Raw genomic sequence first — 13531 nt, 5'->3', positions numbered from 1 at the left:
TCCGTTCCCCATCCCTCCACTGTTGTGTGACCTGACCGTGGCTCTGATCCGATCCGACATCGCAACGCGCCAAGGCTGGCGCACAAGCTTGCTGGCTGCGGTCATCGCGCTGGCCGGCTGCTCGGTGTCGATGCCGAAGCTCGAGCCGCCGATTCCGGCGCAATGGCAGCATGCGGCGGCGACGCAGGCGCCGGCTCCCACCGATCTGCGCAGCTGGTGGCGCGCCTTCGACGATCCCGCCCTGAACGCCCTGGTCGACCAGGCGCTTGCGCACAATCTCGACGTGGCCCAGGCAGTCGAGCGGGTGCGCGCCGCGCGGGTGCTGCAGCAGCATTCCGGTGCTCCCTACCTGCCTTACCTCAAAGCCAGCACCGACCAGGTGATCGACCCCGATGCCAGCGCCTCGTATCTGGTGGCCGGCTTCGACGCCAGTTGGGAGTTCGGCCTGTTCGGACGTGCGCAAGGCAGCCGGCGCGAAGCGCAGGGCCAGCTCGATGCCGACATGGCCGACCTGCAGGCGGCGCGCGTGACCCTGGTGGCGGAGGTCGTGCGCAACTGGATCGAACTGCGCGCCGCGCAGCAGCAGGAGACCCTGCTGCAACAGGCCAGCGACCTGCATGCCCATCAGCTCGACCTGCTGAAGATCCGCCAGCACCTGCAGCTGGCGCCCACCGACGCGGTGGATCAGGCCGTCGCAACCGTCGCGCAGGCACAGGCCGCACTGGCCGCGCCGCGCCAGGCCATCAACGAAGCCGCGCAGCGGCTGGCCGTGTTGGCGGGCCAGAACCACCCCGATCCGGCTTGGCTGCAGGCTGGCCTGCAGCCGCAACTCGGCACATGGGAACTGCCCAGCACACCGGCCAACCTGCTGCGCACGCGCCCCGAAATCGCGCGTGCCGAGGCCGATGTGCTGCGCGCCGCCGGCGAGCTGGGCGTGGCGCATGCCGACCGCTTTCCCAAGCTCGGCCTCGATGCCTCGATGGTCTGGGCCAGCGACCTCAACAACAACCGCAAGCACACCTCGGACAACGGCCTGGTCACGATGGGGCCGATGTTCGACATGCCGTTGTTCGACTGGGGCCTGCGCAAGGCCAACGAACACGCCAAGTCGCACGAGCTGAAAGCCAGCGTGCTGGCCTACCGCCAGGCCGTGCTGCAAGGCGTAGCCGAAGTGGAGACCGCGCTGGGCACGCTGCAACAGCAACAGCAGCGCGAGCAGCACAGCCTGGAAGCCTGGCAGGCGTTGCAACGTGCAGGCGACGCGCTGCAGACCCGCGTGAAGCTGCAACTTGACAGTCCGCTGGCGCTGGCCGACAGCCAACTTGCCGCCACGCAGGCCGCCATCGAACTGGCCGATGCCCGCGCCAGCCACAGCCTCGCCTACGTGGCGTTGTTCAAGGCCCTGGGCGGCGCACCGCTGCCGGCGGACGAGGCGCCCGACGCGAAGTCCACCGATGCCGCGGGAGCAACACACTGATGGTGGCCCTGGCGCGCAAGACGCTGGTGTACGAATGGCGGCGCTTCTTGCCCGCCATCCTCGCCGTCGGCTTCGCCGGGCTGCTGCAACTGCTGCAGCTGGCGCTGGTGCTGGGCATCTTCGGCGCCACCAGCGTGTACATCACCGGCTCGTCGGCCGACGTATGGATCGGGTTCCCCGGGACGCAGAGCGTGGGCTCGGGGCGCTCGATCGACGCCAACGTGGAATCGCGCATCCTGCTGGATCCGGCGGTGGCACGCGTGGAACCTTACGAGTGGATCGACGGCGACTGGCGCGGCACGGGCGATACCGGCGGCGTGTCGGTGTTCGTCTCCGGCATCGACCCGGCCGCCGCCGGCCTGATGTTCTCCAGGGTGTTGCCGCCCGACCTGCGTGCCCGGCTGGCCGAACCTGACGCGGTGATCGTGGATCGCGCGGACCTCGACAAGCTCGGTGTGGCGCTGGGCCGCACCGCCACCATCAACGGTCAGCGCGTGCGCGTGGTCGGCGTGAGCAGTGGCCTGCGCGGACTGGGCGGCATCAACGTGATCGCCTCGCTGGACACCGCGCGCCGGCTCGACACCGACGCCGCCGACAATGGCCCCACCTATCTGGTCGCCAAACTGCGCGATCCCACCCAAGCCGACGCCGTGGCAGTTCGTCTGCGCGGCAGCACCGCGTTCGGTCCCTATACCACGTGGAGCTCCGCCGATTTCGCGCGGCGTTCGGTGCGCTACTGGTTGTTCGACACCGGCGCCGGCGCCGGTGTGCTGTTCCTGGCCGGCATCGTGTTCCTGGTCGGCGCGGTGATCACCAGCCAGACCCTGGTCGGCGCGGTGCAAGGCTCGGTGCGCGAGTACGCCACGCTCAATGCGCTGGGCGTGGGCGTGGGCGCGCTGCGCAAGGTAGTGCTGGAACAGGCGTTCTGGGTAGGCGCGCTGGGCCTCGTCGGCGCCACCGTGCTCGGGGTGGTGCTGTTGCTCGCGGCACGCGCCGAAGATGTGCCGGTGACGCTCGGCCCGCTGGCCGCGCTCGCCTGCATCGCTCTGGTGATGGGCCAGGCGGCGGTCTCGGGCATGGCGGCGATGCGCAGCATGCGTCGCATCGATCCGGCGACCCTGCTGCGATGAATGCCATGATCCAGGTCAACGCCACGCCAGGCGCCCCGGTGCTGCAAGCCGACAGCGTGTGCAAGGCCTTCGTGTCCGGCAAGCTGCACACGCAGGTGCTGAACGGCTTGTCGCTCAGCATCGATCCGGGCGAACTCACCCTGATCTCCGGCCCGTCCGGTTGCGGCAAGAGCACTTTGCTGGCCATCCTCAGCGGCCTGCAGAAGGTGGACAGCGGCCGCGTGCATGCCCTGGGCAGCGAACTGGGCCAGCTCGACCTGCGCGCGCTGGAGCATTTCCGCCTGCAGCACACCGGCTTCGTGTTCCAGGGCTTCAACCTGTTCCCCGCGCTCACCGCGCAAGAGCAGGTGGAGCTGCCGCTCAACCACATGGGTCTTTCGAAGCGTGAGGCTCGCGAACGGGCACTCCGCTCGCTGGAGGAAGTGGGATTGACCCATCGAATCAAGCTGCGACCTTCCGAACTTTCCGGCGGCGAAAAGCAGCGCGTGGCGATCGCGCGCGCGCTGGCCAAGGAGCCGGAGCTGCTGTTCGCCGACGAACCCACCAGCGCACTGGACGCCGCAAACGGCCAGACCATCATCGACATCCTGCACACCATCGCCCGCATCCATGGCACCACCGTGCTGTGCGTTAGCCACGACCCGCGCCTGGTCGCGCACGCCGACCGCGTGCTGGCGATGGAGGATGGCCGCATCCTCAGCGACAGCCGCCGCGATGCGGTCGCCCTCAAGGAAAACCCGCCATGACGCCAACCGCCCTTCGCCTGCCGTCGCCCTTGCGCCTCGCCGGATGCGCGCTGGCCGCCACGCTCGCGCTCGCCGCCTGCTCGAAGAGCGCAGAGCCGCCCGCGAACAACACCGCCAGCCAGTACGCCGCGGTGGCGCGCGGCCGCGTGGATATCGAGGGCGGCCTGCTCACGCTCAGCATGCCGCGCGAAGGCGTGCTGGCCAACGTGGCCGTGCACGAGGGAGACGTCGTGAAGCAAGGCCAGTTGCTGGCTGCACTGGATACCCGTCCTGCCCAGCTCGCGGTGGATTCCGCACAGGCGCAACTCGAACAGGCCCAGGCCCAGCTCAAGCTGCTGGCCGTCAAGCAGGCCGCCGCCAAGCTGCGTGCGCAACGCCTCGGTGCCGCCGCCACTGCCGGCGCCGGCGATGGCCAGAGCGCGGACGACGCGCGCGAAGCCAGCAACCAGCTCGACGCCGAACAGGACGCCGACCAGGCCGCTGCGGACATGGCCGCGCAGAAACTCGCCGAGATGAAATACGAATTGGCCCAACGCAGCCTTCGCGCGCCCTTCGATGCGACCGTGGTGCACGTCACCGCCCAGCCCGGCGCCAGCGTGTCGCCCTCCGACGCGCTGTTCACCCTGTTGCCCGACAAGCCGCGCATCGTGCGCGCCGAACTCAACGAAAGCTTCGTGGGCGTCGTGCATCCGGGCATGGCCGCCGAGGTGTCGGACAACGACGACACCGAGAGCGGCCACTGGAACGCCCACGTGTTGCGCATTGGTCAGGTCTATGGGCCGTCCACGCTGGAAAACGACCCGCAGACCCGCGCCAACGCGCGCACGGTGGAATGCGTGCTTGCCTTCGACCAGCCCGAGCAGCAATTGCGGATCGGGCAACGGGTGATCGTGCGATTCATTGCTGCAGACAAGCACTGAGCAGCGCACTCCATGCATGAGCGTCGGCACGGATGCCGCCGTGCGCCGTGCACCTGGCCAGCATAAAACCACACCTGGCACAGCTTCATGCTGGCGGAAAAAGGTCGCGCTCCATCGTGGCGTACACAGCGATGAGCATCATGGGGACGCGATGCGACCCGACCGGAACAGATGGATCAAGCAAAGAGCCCGGGACAAGCGATGGAACCGGTAGCTTGAAGTTGATTTACCCGGTCAGCGCATGAACATCGATCGGACTGACCTGAACTCCGCACATCGTCGGGATCAACACGCTCCACCGGCGCAACAGGCACGGCGAAGCAGGCTCACCTCCTCGATGGGAGCGGCTGCCGCAGTAACCTCGGCGACCGCCGCCGCGATCGAGAGTGCGCGGGCATGGGCGGCTCCCTTGCGCTCGCTGTAGCGGCTTACCAGATAGTCGCTGCGATCGCGCACCAGCAAGGTGAACTTGAACAGCTCCTCCATCACGTCGACCACGCGGTCGTAGAACGGCGAGGGTTTCATGCGGCCGTCCTCATCGAATTCTTGCCATGCCTTGGCGACCGATGACTGGTTCGGAATCGTCACCATGCGCATCCAACGGCCCAGCACGCGCAACGCGTTCACCACGTTGAACGACTGCGAGCCGCCGCAGACCTGCATGACCGCCAACGTGCGTCCCTGCGTCGGGCGCACGCTGCCGTCTTCGAGTGGCAGCCAGTCGATCTGGTTCTTGAACACGCCGGTGAGGTTGCCGTGCCGCTCGGGGCTGACCCAGACCTGACCCTCGGACCACAGCGACAGGGCACGCAGCTCCTGCACCTTGGGATGGCTGCCTGGCACGCTGTCCAGGATCGGCAGCTCGTGCGGATCGAACACGCGGGTCTCGGCGCCAAAACGGCGGAGGATACGCTCCGCTTCCAGGGCAAGCTTCCGGCTGAACGATTGCGGTCGCAGCGAGCCGTACAGGATGAGGATGCGCGGCGGATGATCGGCGCCCGTCGGCAGTGCCAGTTTCGCGAGGTCGGGGGTGTCCAGCAGCGCGGAATCGATGTGCGGGAGTTCGTCGGTCATGGCAGATCCGGCATTGCATTGAAGAAACGATTCTATGAATATAGAAATGTCGAATCAATGCGCCCGCACGAAGGTGATGAACGCCTGCAGCGCAGGCATTTCTCCTTGCCCTGCGATCCATGTACTTGCACGAGAGCCGTCATGAACCCCTGCCGCGTTCTGTTCATCTGCACGGGCAACTCCGCCCGCAGCATCCTGTCCGAAGCCACGCTCAATCACCTGGGCGAGGGCCGCTTCGAGGCGTTCAGCGCCGGCAGCCAGCCCACGGGGCGGGTCAATCCCTACGCATTGGATGAACTCCAGGCCGCGGGCATTTCGACCGCCGGCCTGAGCAGCAAGTCGTGGGATCGCTTTACGGAAGAAGGAGCGCCGCCGCTCGATATCGTCATCACCGTGTGCGACAACGCGGCCAACGAGGCCTGCCCGGTGCTCTTCGGCGATTTCGTCAAAAGTCACTGGGGCCTGCCCGATCCGGCGGCTGCGCACGGCCACGACGCCCTGCTCGAAGCGTTCCGCCGCGCACACACGCTCATCCTCTACCGGATCGCAGCCCTGGTCGACCTGCCGGTGGAGACGATGGATCGCGCGGCCCTGAAGCAGGCGCTGGATCATATCGGCAGCATCACCGACGAAGGCGAGGACGCCGCATGAGCGCGACATCCCAGCCTGCAGGCGAAGCCTCGGCCGCCGCTCATGCGAAAAACTCCATTGGCTTCTTCGAGCGCCACCTCACCGTCTGGGTACTTCTGTGCATCGTCGCAGGCACCCTGCTTGGACACCTGCTGCCCGATACGTTTGCGCGACTGGGCGGCATGCAGCTGGCGCAGGTCAACCTGCCTGTCGCCGTGCTGATCTGGCTGATGATCATCCCCATGTTGCTGAAGATCGACTTCGGCGCGCTGAGTGGCGTGCGCCGCCAGTGGAAAGGCATCGCCGTCACGCTCTTCATCAACTGGGCCGTGAAGCCTTTCTCGATGGCGCTATTGGGCTGGATCTTCATCCGCCACGTGTTTGCGCCGTGGCTGCCGACCGACCAGCTGGACTCCTACGTCGCGGGCCTGATCCTGCTGGCGGCCGCACCCTGCACGGCGATGGTCTTCGTGTGGAGCAACCTGTGCAACGGCGAGCCCAACTTCACGTTGAGCCAGGTGGCCTTGAACGACGCGATCATGGTGGTGGCCTTCGCGCCCATCGTCGGGCTGTTGCTCGGCATCTCGGCGATCACCGTGCCGTGGAACACCCTGATCCTCTCGGTGGTGCTCTACATCGTCGTGCCGGTGCTGATCAGCGCCGTGCTGCGTCGTGTCGTATTGGCTCACGGTGGTCCGAACGCACTCCAGCGCCTGCTGGCTCGGCTGGGACCGATCTCGCTTGGCGCGTTGCTACTGACCCTGGTGCTGCTGTTCGGCTTCCAGGGGCAGCAGATCCTCGCCCAGCCGCTGGTGATCGCCATGCTGGCCGTGCCAATCCTGATCCAGGTCTACGGCAATTCGGCGCTGGCCTACGTCCTCAATCGCGCGTTCCGCGTCCCGCACTGCGTTGCGGCACCGTCGGCCCTGATCGGCGCCAGCAACTTCTTCGAGCTGGCAGTCGCCACGGCGGTGGGCCTGTTCGGCGTGCACTCGGGCGCGGCACTCGCCACCGTAGTGGGCGTGCTGATCGAGGTACCCGTGATGCTGTCCGTGGTCCGCATCGTCACCACCAGCAGGCGCTGGTACGAAGCCCAGACTGTCTGACCGGAGAGCGCCATGCAAGGTCATTACAGCGTCCTGTTCGTGTGCACCGGGAACTCCGCCCGCAGCATCCTCGCCGAGGCCATCACGAACCATCGCGGTGAAGGGCTGGATTCCGAAGCCCGTTCGCAGGCCGCCTGAGTCAGCCGACAGCGTGTCCCCGTACACTGGCCAAGCCCCAGAGGAACACCCGCACCACCATGCAGACCAAGCAAGCCATCACGGTTCTTTCCGCCTTGGCCCAGGAATCCCGCCTGGCCATCTATCGCCTGCTGGTCGAGCATGCGCCGGATGGCCTGGTCGTGAGCGCGATTGCCGAGCGTCTGAGCGTTGCAAACACCACGCTTTCCTTTCACCTGAAGGAACTGGTGCATGCCGGCCTGATCACCAGCCGGCAGGAAGGCCGTTTCATCTACTACGCGGCCTCGATGGCAACCATGGACGATTTGATCGGCTATCTCACCGAAAACTGCTGCTGCGCCACCGGCAAGACCTGCGCGCCGTCCAAGAGTGCGGCCCAGGTAACAAGCGCGCGCAAGCGGGACGTCAAGCCAGCCTGAAGAACGCCATTGCGGAAAGCCGAGAGTGACCTAAGGGCTTTTTCAAAATGTCCGCTATAGAAGGCGCTGGATTCACGCTTGCACCGGGATGACGGGCACGAAACCCATCGATTTCCGGATCACAATAAGCACCCGGGCGACGTATCGGACAACGCCGGCGACGCCGGAAGAGTCAGGTTTCTGTTGTCAGAACGAAGACGCGCACAAGGGTGCCGCCTGTGTCGGCAGTTCGTGCACTGGAGTGACTTCTCCCTGAGCTTCCTTGGCCCATTCCAGCCATTCGGAAAGCACGATGAGGTTCCATAGGCCGCGCGCATGATCTCCCCTTCGCTGCATGTGTTCCTCCATCAGCGCCAGGGCCGCGTCCGTCCGGATGCCAACGTTGCAGAGAGCCTCGCTCAGCAACCTTCCCGTTGCCCAGCCGTGAAGAGGTCCGCGCAACCATTGGCCAAGCGGCACAGAAAGGCCGCGCTTTCGGCGCTCGATGATTTCCGGCGGCAGATAGCGACGCGCATAGTTCTTCAGGAAAACCTTGGTGCGAAGCCGCTTGATCCTGGCGTTTATCGGCAACGTGCTCGCGTATTCGATCACCGCCCGGTCGAGAAACGGCGCCCGGATCTCCAGGCCATGACACATCCCGCCGCGGTCGGCCTTAGCCATCAGGGCATCAGGCAGTGAATGCTCGAAATCGTAGCTTTGAACCAGGTCGAGCAGAGGCAGCCCATGGTGCTCGGCCTGATCCATCGGGCAGTCCATGCCCAGCCGCCGGATCCACTCCGGCGACAGATTCGCGTTCCAGAGCAGATGTCGTGTCAGGCCATCGTGTGCTTGTCCGTCGACGAACTTCTTGAGCAGGAAGGACAAGGCGACTTTCTTGTCGCTTACGGGAAGCCCATCGACAACGCGCCGGACCACCCTGCGAAGGGTTGCCGGCAGCCTGCCGTATTGCGACGACCACAACGCACCAAGATACGTCGGATACCCGCCGAACAATTCGTCCGCGCCTTCACCGGCAAGCAGCATCTTGACATCGCGGGATGCGTGCCCGGTTACCGAAAACAGCGGCAACCATGCCGGATCGGCCAATGGCTCCCCCGTCGTGCGGACGAGATGCCTGAGCATCTGCGGCACCTCGGCTGCGCCGAGCGTAACCGTAGTCAGCGGACAGCCGTGCATGCGGGCGACAACTTGCGCGCCGCTTCCTTCGTCGAAGGAGCTTTCCTCGAAGCGGACGCAGTAAGCCCTGAGCCGGTGCGCCGGCCGCACCCTGCGCGTCACGGCCGTGATGAGCGACGAATCCAGTCCACCGCTGAGCAGCACGCCGTAATCCACGTCGACATCGGTCTGTCGCTCGACCGCATTGCGGAAGATGGCGTCAAATGCGGATGCGCTGGGCGGAGAAGTCTGTCTCCTGCCGATGGGAGGCGCCCAGTAGCGCGTGTAGCGCGTCCTGTTTCTTTCCCGCACGATCATCTCGCCGGGACAAACCTTGAACTGCTGGGAAAGCAGTGTCCTCGGTGACGGGCAATAACCCGACCGCAGGTAGTGTCCCAGCGCTTGCCGGTCCATCGCCGCATGCGCCGGTACAGCGACCTGCAATGCAGCGAACTCCGATGCAAAACAAATGCCTTGCGCGGACACGGCGTAGTACAGGTGCCTTTCCCCGGTGCGGTCCCTGGCAAGGATGAGGCGCCCTTTCCGGGGATCCCACAACGCCATCGCGAACACGCCATCGAGGTGTTCGAGAAAACCAAGGTCTTTCTCGAGGTAGAGCGGTGCGATGACGGCGATGTCGCTGCTCGAACCGATCACGTGTCCTTGCGCGGCGAGCGAGGTACGTAGGGCGCGGTGGTTGTCGATCTCGCCGTTGCAAGCCACGACCACGCCGGACTCGTGGACGAACAGCGGGGGTTGCACCTGATCGACACCGCGTATCGCCAACCGGTTGGCACCCAGGCCGACGCTTTCGTCGACGTATTCGGCTTGCCCGTCGGGACCGCGATGCCGCATCGCCGAGAGCATGGCCTGCACCTGGCGCAGGATCGCCTCATGGGAGCCATCGTGGTGATTCATCAAGACGCCGCCAATGCCGCACATGTTCGCCAGTTCCTGGTGGATTGCGGGTGAAGGCCGGGCGCGTCAGATGCCCGCGACGAACAACAGGTCCTTGCGCCACGCGCCGACCGGCGTGATCGACGCGCGGCAGCGACCCAATGCATCGTCGAGATCCCGCCGGGGGATGGTGTGATCGACCAGCAGCAACGACTGGCCCTGCGCCTTGATGGCGCCGCATATCTGCATGGCTGCGTCCGCATCCATCCAACGAACGCCGTAGACGGGCTTGTCGAGGTACAAGCGCATGCCCCATGGCGTCTGCTCTTCGATGGCATAGCCGTCGGTGGCTCTCTCCACGAACACGAGTGCGCGGTAACCGATGCCGGCGGTGGTCGCCGCCACTTCCCGCGAGCCAACGCCATCGTCGATGTCCGCGCCGTAGCCATGGGCGGGCAAGGCCTTGATCACCAGCAGAACCACCAGCCACGCGGCCAGCAGAAGCGCGTTGCGGCGGAGCGCAAGATCGAACGTCGGCGCCATGCGCGACGCCACGAGCAAGGCCAACGGCAGGAACAGCGGAAGCAGGTACAACGGAAGCCGGGATTTCGCCAGGCAAAAAATCACGAAGGGAATGGCGACCCACAAGAGCAGGAACAGGTGGATCGAATGCGTCGCCCGCCACATCCTCCACGACGAGGGGCTTGCCGCTGCCCTGACCGCACCCGCTGCACCGCCCCACCACGGCAAACTGCCGAATATCAGCACGGGGGCGTAAACCAGGATCCAGCCGAAGGCTCCCGAGTGCCGCACGTACATATGCGTGAAGATCCGTCCATAAACCTCGTCATGGATGAAGTAATGGAACAGCCACGGATATCGGGAAATCGCCAGGGCATACCAGGTGAAACCGACCACCAGGAACACCAACAGGCCGGCGGGCGCAAACAGGCGGCCCACGGCGCGCCAGCCCTCACACAGCACGGTGAAGGCAATGACCGCCAGCAATGGGAGCAGGCCAGGCGGCCCCTTGGTGAGAAACGCGAGGCCAAACCCAAGCCACATCAACCAGCGGCCATGCCGCGACTCTGACGCGGAACCGGGCCACGCAAACATCATGTATCCGAGAGCGGCGAGGCCCTCGGCAAAGGTCAGCAACACATCCGTGCTGATGATGTTCGACGTCAGGAAGGTGAAGATGGAGGTGGCGTATACCAGCGGAGGCAACCACGGCTTGTACGGACAAACCTTGCGCCCCATCGCGAACAGGACGAGCAGCGTGGCGAGGTAGGCCAGCGCATAAGGCAGTCGGGCCGCCCAGGTGTTTCGCCCGAACAACTGCATGGATTCGGCGATGACCCAATACGTCAGCGGCGGCTTGGAAAAGTTGAGTTCGGCCGGACTGTAGGACGGCACCATGTAATTGCCCGAGTCCAGCATTTGCAGTGCGGCATCCACGTAGCGCCCTTCGTCCGGCCCCCACAATCCGCGCGAGCCCTGGAAGGCGAAGCCGAGAAGAAGACCCAAGGCAACGATCCACAGCAGTGCCTGCGACGGTCGCAATGCAGCGGCACTTCTGCCGACGACGCGTACGTCGACGCTTCCGGTCATGGCGCACTCCGGGGAACGGGGTGGCGCTCCGTCGCAGCCTTGGTCGACGTACTGCGGCCGATCAGCTGCAGGTTTCGGCAGAAGATCGCCAGCGTCATCGCCTCCCCGGCAATGAAAACCGGATCGCGCCGATGGATGGCATAGGCAAGAATCAGCATGCCGGCGGCGACACTGATCTGCCAGAACGCTCGTGGGAAACGACTCTTGCCGAGCATCTCGCTGTGCAACCACTGCACGACGAAGCGTGCGCCGAACAACGCCTGACCCAGCAGGCCGACTGCCAACCAGACGGATCGAGCATCCATGTGGTTCATCGCGAAGCCTCCGCGATATCGGCGCGCGCTTCGCGCCGGCGCAACTGGATGTTGCGGCAATACACGCACAGCCCCGTGGCCTGCCCGACGATGAACACCGGGTCGCGCCGCTCGATGGCGTAAGCAAGGAGACCGATGCTCCCCGCGGCGCTCGCATACCAGAACGACATGGGAATGCTGCTTTCGCGTCGCCACTCGCTGTAGATCCATTGCATGAGGAAACGCGACGAAAAAACCAATTGGCTGCCCATGCCAACGACCAGCCAGAGGGCGCCGTTTCCAGTCACAGATCCTCCTGCGGCAAAGCTTTTGCCAGGGCCTGCGCCGGCCAAACGGCCAGCGATATGCCGCGGAACGGCTGGACGTAGATCGCCTGCGAGTGATCCGCCTCGCTCAGCCGTTTCGGATAGACGATGACGAGTCCATTGGCATGCTCGCCCGACCACTGCTGCAGCGCATTCGTGCTGTGCAGCTGTTCGACCGGTCGGGTAAGGCGGCCAAGGAAGGTGTATTGGCCATCGTTCGATTCGAAGCTGGCTACGGGGCGATTTTCCCGTTGCGCCTCGGCCACCAGATGACTGACGGGTGCGAAGTCGTAGGCCGGCCACAAGGTCAGGCTGAAGAGGCCGTTCGCCGCTACGGCTGCCACGAGCCCCACGCCCGCCACGCGATAGAGCTCACCCTTGCGAGGCACGGCCAGAACCAGGGCCAACAGCAGATACAACACGCCGAATGGCGGGCTGTGGGAGGCCATGACGGGATACAACGGATCGGACAGTGCATGGCGGGCAACTAGCCTATCCAGCCCGAGCAGGGCCACTCCTGTTGCCGCAAGCAACAGGGCAAGCGGCCAGGGCGACAGCCAGCGACTGCACACCGCACCCGATGCCTCGGCACGGGCGAGCGCGACCGCCATCACCATCGCCATGCCAGCGAACTCGGGCAGCAAGTAGTACGCCTGCTTGCCGCTGATGACCGAGAAGCCAAGCAGTACCGGGATCAGCCACGCAAGGAGAAAGCGCGCACCGGGATCCAGCGGAAGACGCCAGCGCAGCAACGCAACCCACACGCGAGGCCAGAGCGTAAACGGAAATGCCAGCACAGGGAGCAACGGCAGATACCACCAGAACGGATGTGCGTGGGCGAAGGCGTCGACCACGCGGCCCGCGGTCTGGTGCACCAGCAGCATGCGCTGGTACGACTTGCCGCCGATCCATGCCGCCGGGAGCGCCCACGCCATAAGCACGGCGCAAGCAGCTACGCAGCAAATGCCGCCATGGAGATACCACTTGCGGCGGTTCTGTCGCGCCCATTCGCTCCACAGCGGGCCAAGCAACCAGGGCACGCCGGCATGCAACAGCACCACGGGTCCCTTGGTCAGCAAGCCGAGGCCGAGGGCTAGCAGGAATCCACCGAAATGCGGGGCCCTGCCGTGCACGGCTGGTGCCAGGCACAGCAGAGCAGCCAGGACACAATCGGCCATCAACACTTCGTACATGACCTGCAGGCCGAACAGGAACCCGTACGTGAAGGCCAGCAGGATCCACGCGGTGGCGTGCGCGATGCGCGTGTCCTGCGGAAACAGATTGCGTGCCAGGCGCCATGCAAGCAGCAGCTCGATGGCGCCCAGCAGCACCTCCAGCAGGCGTGGCCAGACATCATTGACGCCGGCCACGGCCCAGCCCAGCTGAATCAGCCATAGCAGCAACGGCGGTTTGTCGCTGTAGGGGAGGCCGTTGAGGTACGGCACGAGGATGCTGTGGTGAAGCCACATCTCCCACGCCACGGAAAGCGTCCGTGTCGAATACATGGGCATGGGGCCATGCTGGAAGATGGCAACCAGCGCCATGCCGCCCCAGAGCGGCAACCAAACATAGGGCAGTAGTCGCGCGATGGATTCACGTGAAAGAACGT

Annotated in this window: 13 protein-coding genes and 1 pseudogene; 8 read left to right on the top strand and 6 right to left on the bottom strand. The window is 65.4% G+C overall.

Going from position 1 to position 13531, the window contains the following annotated elements:
- Positions 1-88 precede the first annotated feature (88 nt).
- From IHE49_RS02565 to IHE49_RS02550, 4 genes are read left to right on the top strand one after another with little or no spacing between them, the layout of a single operon-like run.
- Positions 89-1477 (top strand): efflux transporter outer membrane subunit, encoded by a 1389-nt coding sequence (locus IHE49_RS02565; RefSeq protein ID WP_225578110.1) that lies wholly within the window; start codon positions 89-91, stop codon positions 1475-1477.
- Positions 1477-2607 (top strand): ABC transporter permease, encoded by a 1131-nt coding sequence (locus IHE49_RS02560; protein WP_192154617.1) that lies wholly within the window; start codon positions 1477-1479, stop codon positions 2605-2607. The genes IHE49_RS02565 and IHE49_RS02560 overlap by 1 nt, the downstream gene beginning before the upstream one ends.
- Positions 2604-3353 (top strand): ABC transporter ATP-binding protein, encoded by a 750-nt coding sequence (locus IHE49_RS02555; RefSeq protein ID WP_225578109.1) that lies wholly within the window; start codon positions 2604-2606, stop codon positions 3351-3353. The genes IHE49_RS02560 and IHE49_RS02555 overlap by 4 nt, the downstream gene beginning before the upstream one ends.
- Complete coding sequence (locus IHE49_RS02550) at positions 3350-4273, top strand: HlyD family efflux transporter periplasmic adaptor subunit (RefSeq protein WP_192154614.1); 924 nt, start codon at positions 3350-3352, stop codon at positions 4271-4273. The genes IHE49_RS02555 and IHE49_RS02550 overlap by 4 nt, the downstream gene beginning before the upstream one ends.
- Positions 4274-4558: 285 nt before the next feature.
- Here the strand turns inward: IHE49_RS02550 and arsH are convergent, their stop codons facing one another.
- Positions 4559-5347 carry an arsenical resistance protein ArsH gene (arsH, locus tag IHE49_RS02545; protein WP_192154612.1) on the bottom strand — a complete coding sequence of 263 codons (789 nt, stop codon included), beginning with the start codon at positions 5345-5347 and terminating at the stop codon, positions 4559-4561.
- Positions 5348-5488: 141 nt separating this feature from the next.
- On the opposite strand from arsH, the gene IHE49_RS02540 reads away from it, so the two are divergent.
- The 4 genes and pseudogenes from IHE49_RS02540 (at position 5489) to IHE49_RS02525 (ending at position 7640) form a co-directional block, all read left to right on the top strand.
- Positions 5489-5998: an arsenate reductase ArsC gene (locus IHE49_RS02540; protein WP_192155405.1), complete on the top strand. Its 510-nt coding sequence runs from the start codon at positions 5489-5491 to the stop codon at positions 5996-5998.
- Complete coding sequence (gene arsB, locus IHE49_RS02535) at positions 5995-7083, top strand: ACR3 family arsenite efflux transporter (protein WP_192154603.1); 1089 nt, start codon at positions 5995-5997, stop codon at positions 7081-7083. The genes IHE49_RS02540 and arsB overlap by 4 nt, the downstream gene beginning before the upstream one ends.
- A 12-nt stretch (positions 7084-7095) precedes the next feature.
- Positions 7096-7214 (top strand): annotated as a pseudogene (locus IHE49_RS02530) (arsenate reductase ArsC); the annotation flags it as partial.
- Positions 7215-7280: 66 nt separating this feature from the next.
- A complete protein-coding gene (locus IHE49_RS02525; protein WP_192154601.1) occupies positions 7281-7640 on the top strand; it encodes a metalloregulator ArsR/SmtB family transcription factor in 360 nt (119 codons plus the stop codon).
- 186 nt (positions 7641-7826) lie between these two features.
- Here the strand turns inward: IHE49_RS02525 and asnB are convergent, their stop codons facing one another.
- From asnB to IHE49_RS02500, 5 genes are read right to left on the bottom strand one after another with little or no spacing between them, the layout of a single operon-like run.
- Positions 7827-9737, bottom strand: coding sequence for an asparagine synthase (glutamine-hydrolyzing) (gene asnB / locus IHE49_RS02520; RefSeq protein ID WP_192154599.1), 1911 nt, complete (start codon positions 9735-9737; stop codon positions 7827-7829).
- 42 nt (positions 9738-9779) lie between these two features.
- Positions 9780-11303 carry a glycosyltransferase family 39 protein gene (locus tag IHE49_RS02515; protein ID WP_192154598.1) on the bottom strand — a complete coding sequence of 508 codons (1524 nt, stop codon included), beginning with the start codon at positions 11301-11303 and terminating at the stop codon, positions 9780-9782.
- Entirely contained in the window at positions 11300-11608 is a 309-nt protein-coding gene (locus tag IHE49_RS02510) for a lipid-A-disaccharide synthase N-terminal domain-containing protein (protein WP_192154596.1), read from the bottom strand. The genes IHE49_RS02515 and IHE49_RS02510 overlap by 4 nt, the downstream gene beginning before the upstream one ends.
- A gap of 5 nt (positions 11609-11613) precedes the next feature.
- On the bottom strand, positions 11614-11868 hold the full coding sequence (locus IHE49_RS02505; RefSeq protein WP_192155403.1) for a lipid-A-disaccharide synthase N-terminal domain-containing protein: 255 nt from the start codon (positions 11866-11868) through the stop codon (positions 11614-11616).
- A 32-nt stretch (positions 11869-11900) separates the two neighbouring features.
- Complete coding sequence (locus IHE49_RS02500; RefSeq protein ID WP_225578108.1) at positions 11901-13433, bottom strand: glycosyltransferase family 39 protein; 1533 nt, start codon at positions 13431-13433, stop codon at positions 11901-11903.
- Positions 13434-13531 lie beyond the last annotated feature (98 nt).

Source organism: Rhodanobacter sp. 7MK24 (genome assembly GCF_014842995.1).
Classification (GTDB): Bacteria; Pseudomonadota; Gammaproteobacteria; order Xanthomonadales; family Rhodanobacteraceae; genus Rhodanobacter_A.
Note: the sequence above shows the minus strand (reverse complement) of the source record. Positions and strands in the feature narration are given on the sequence as shown.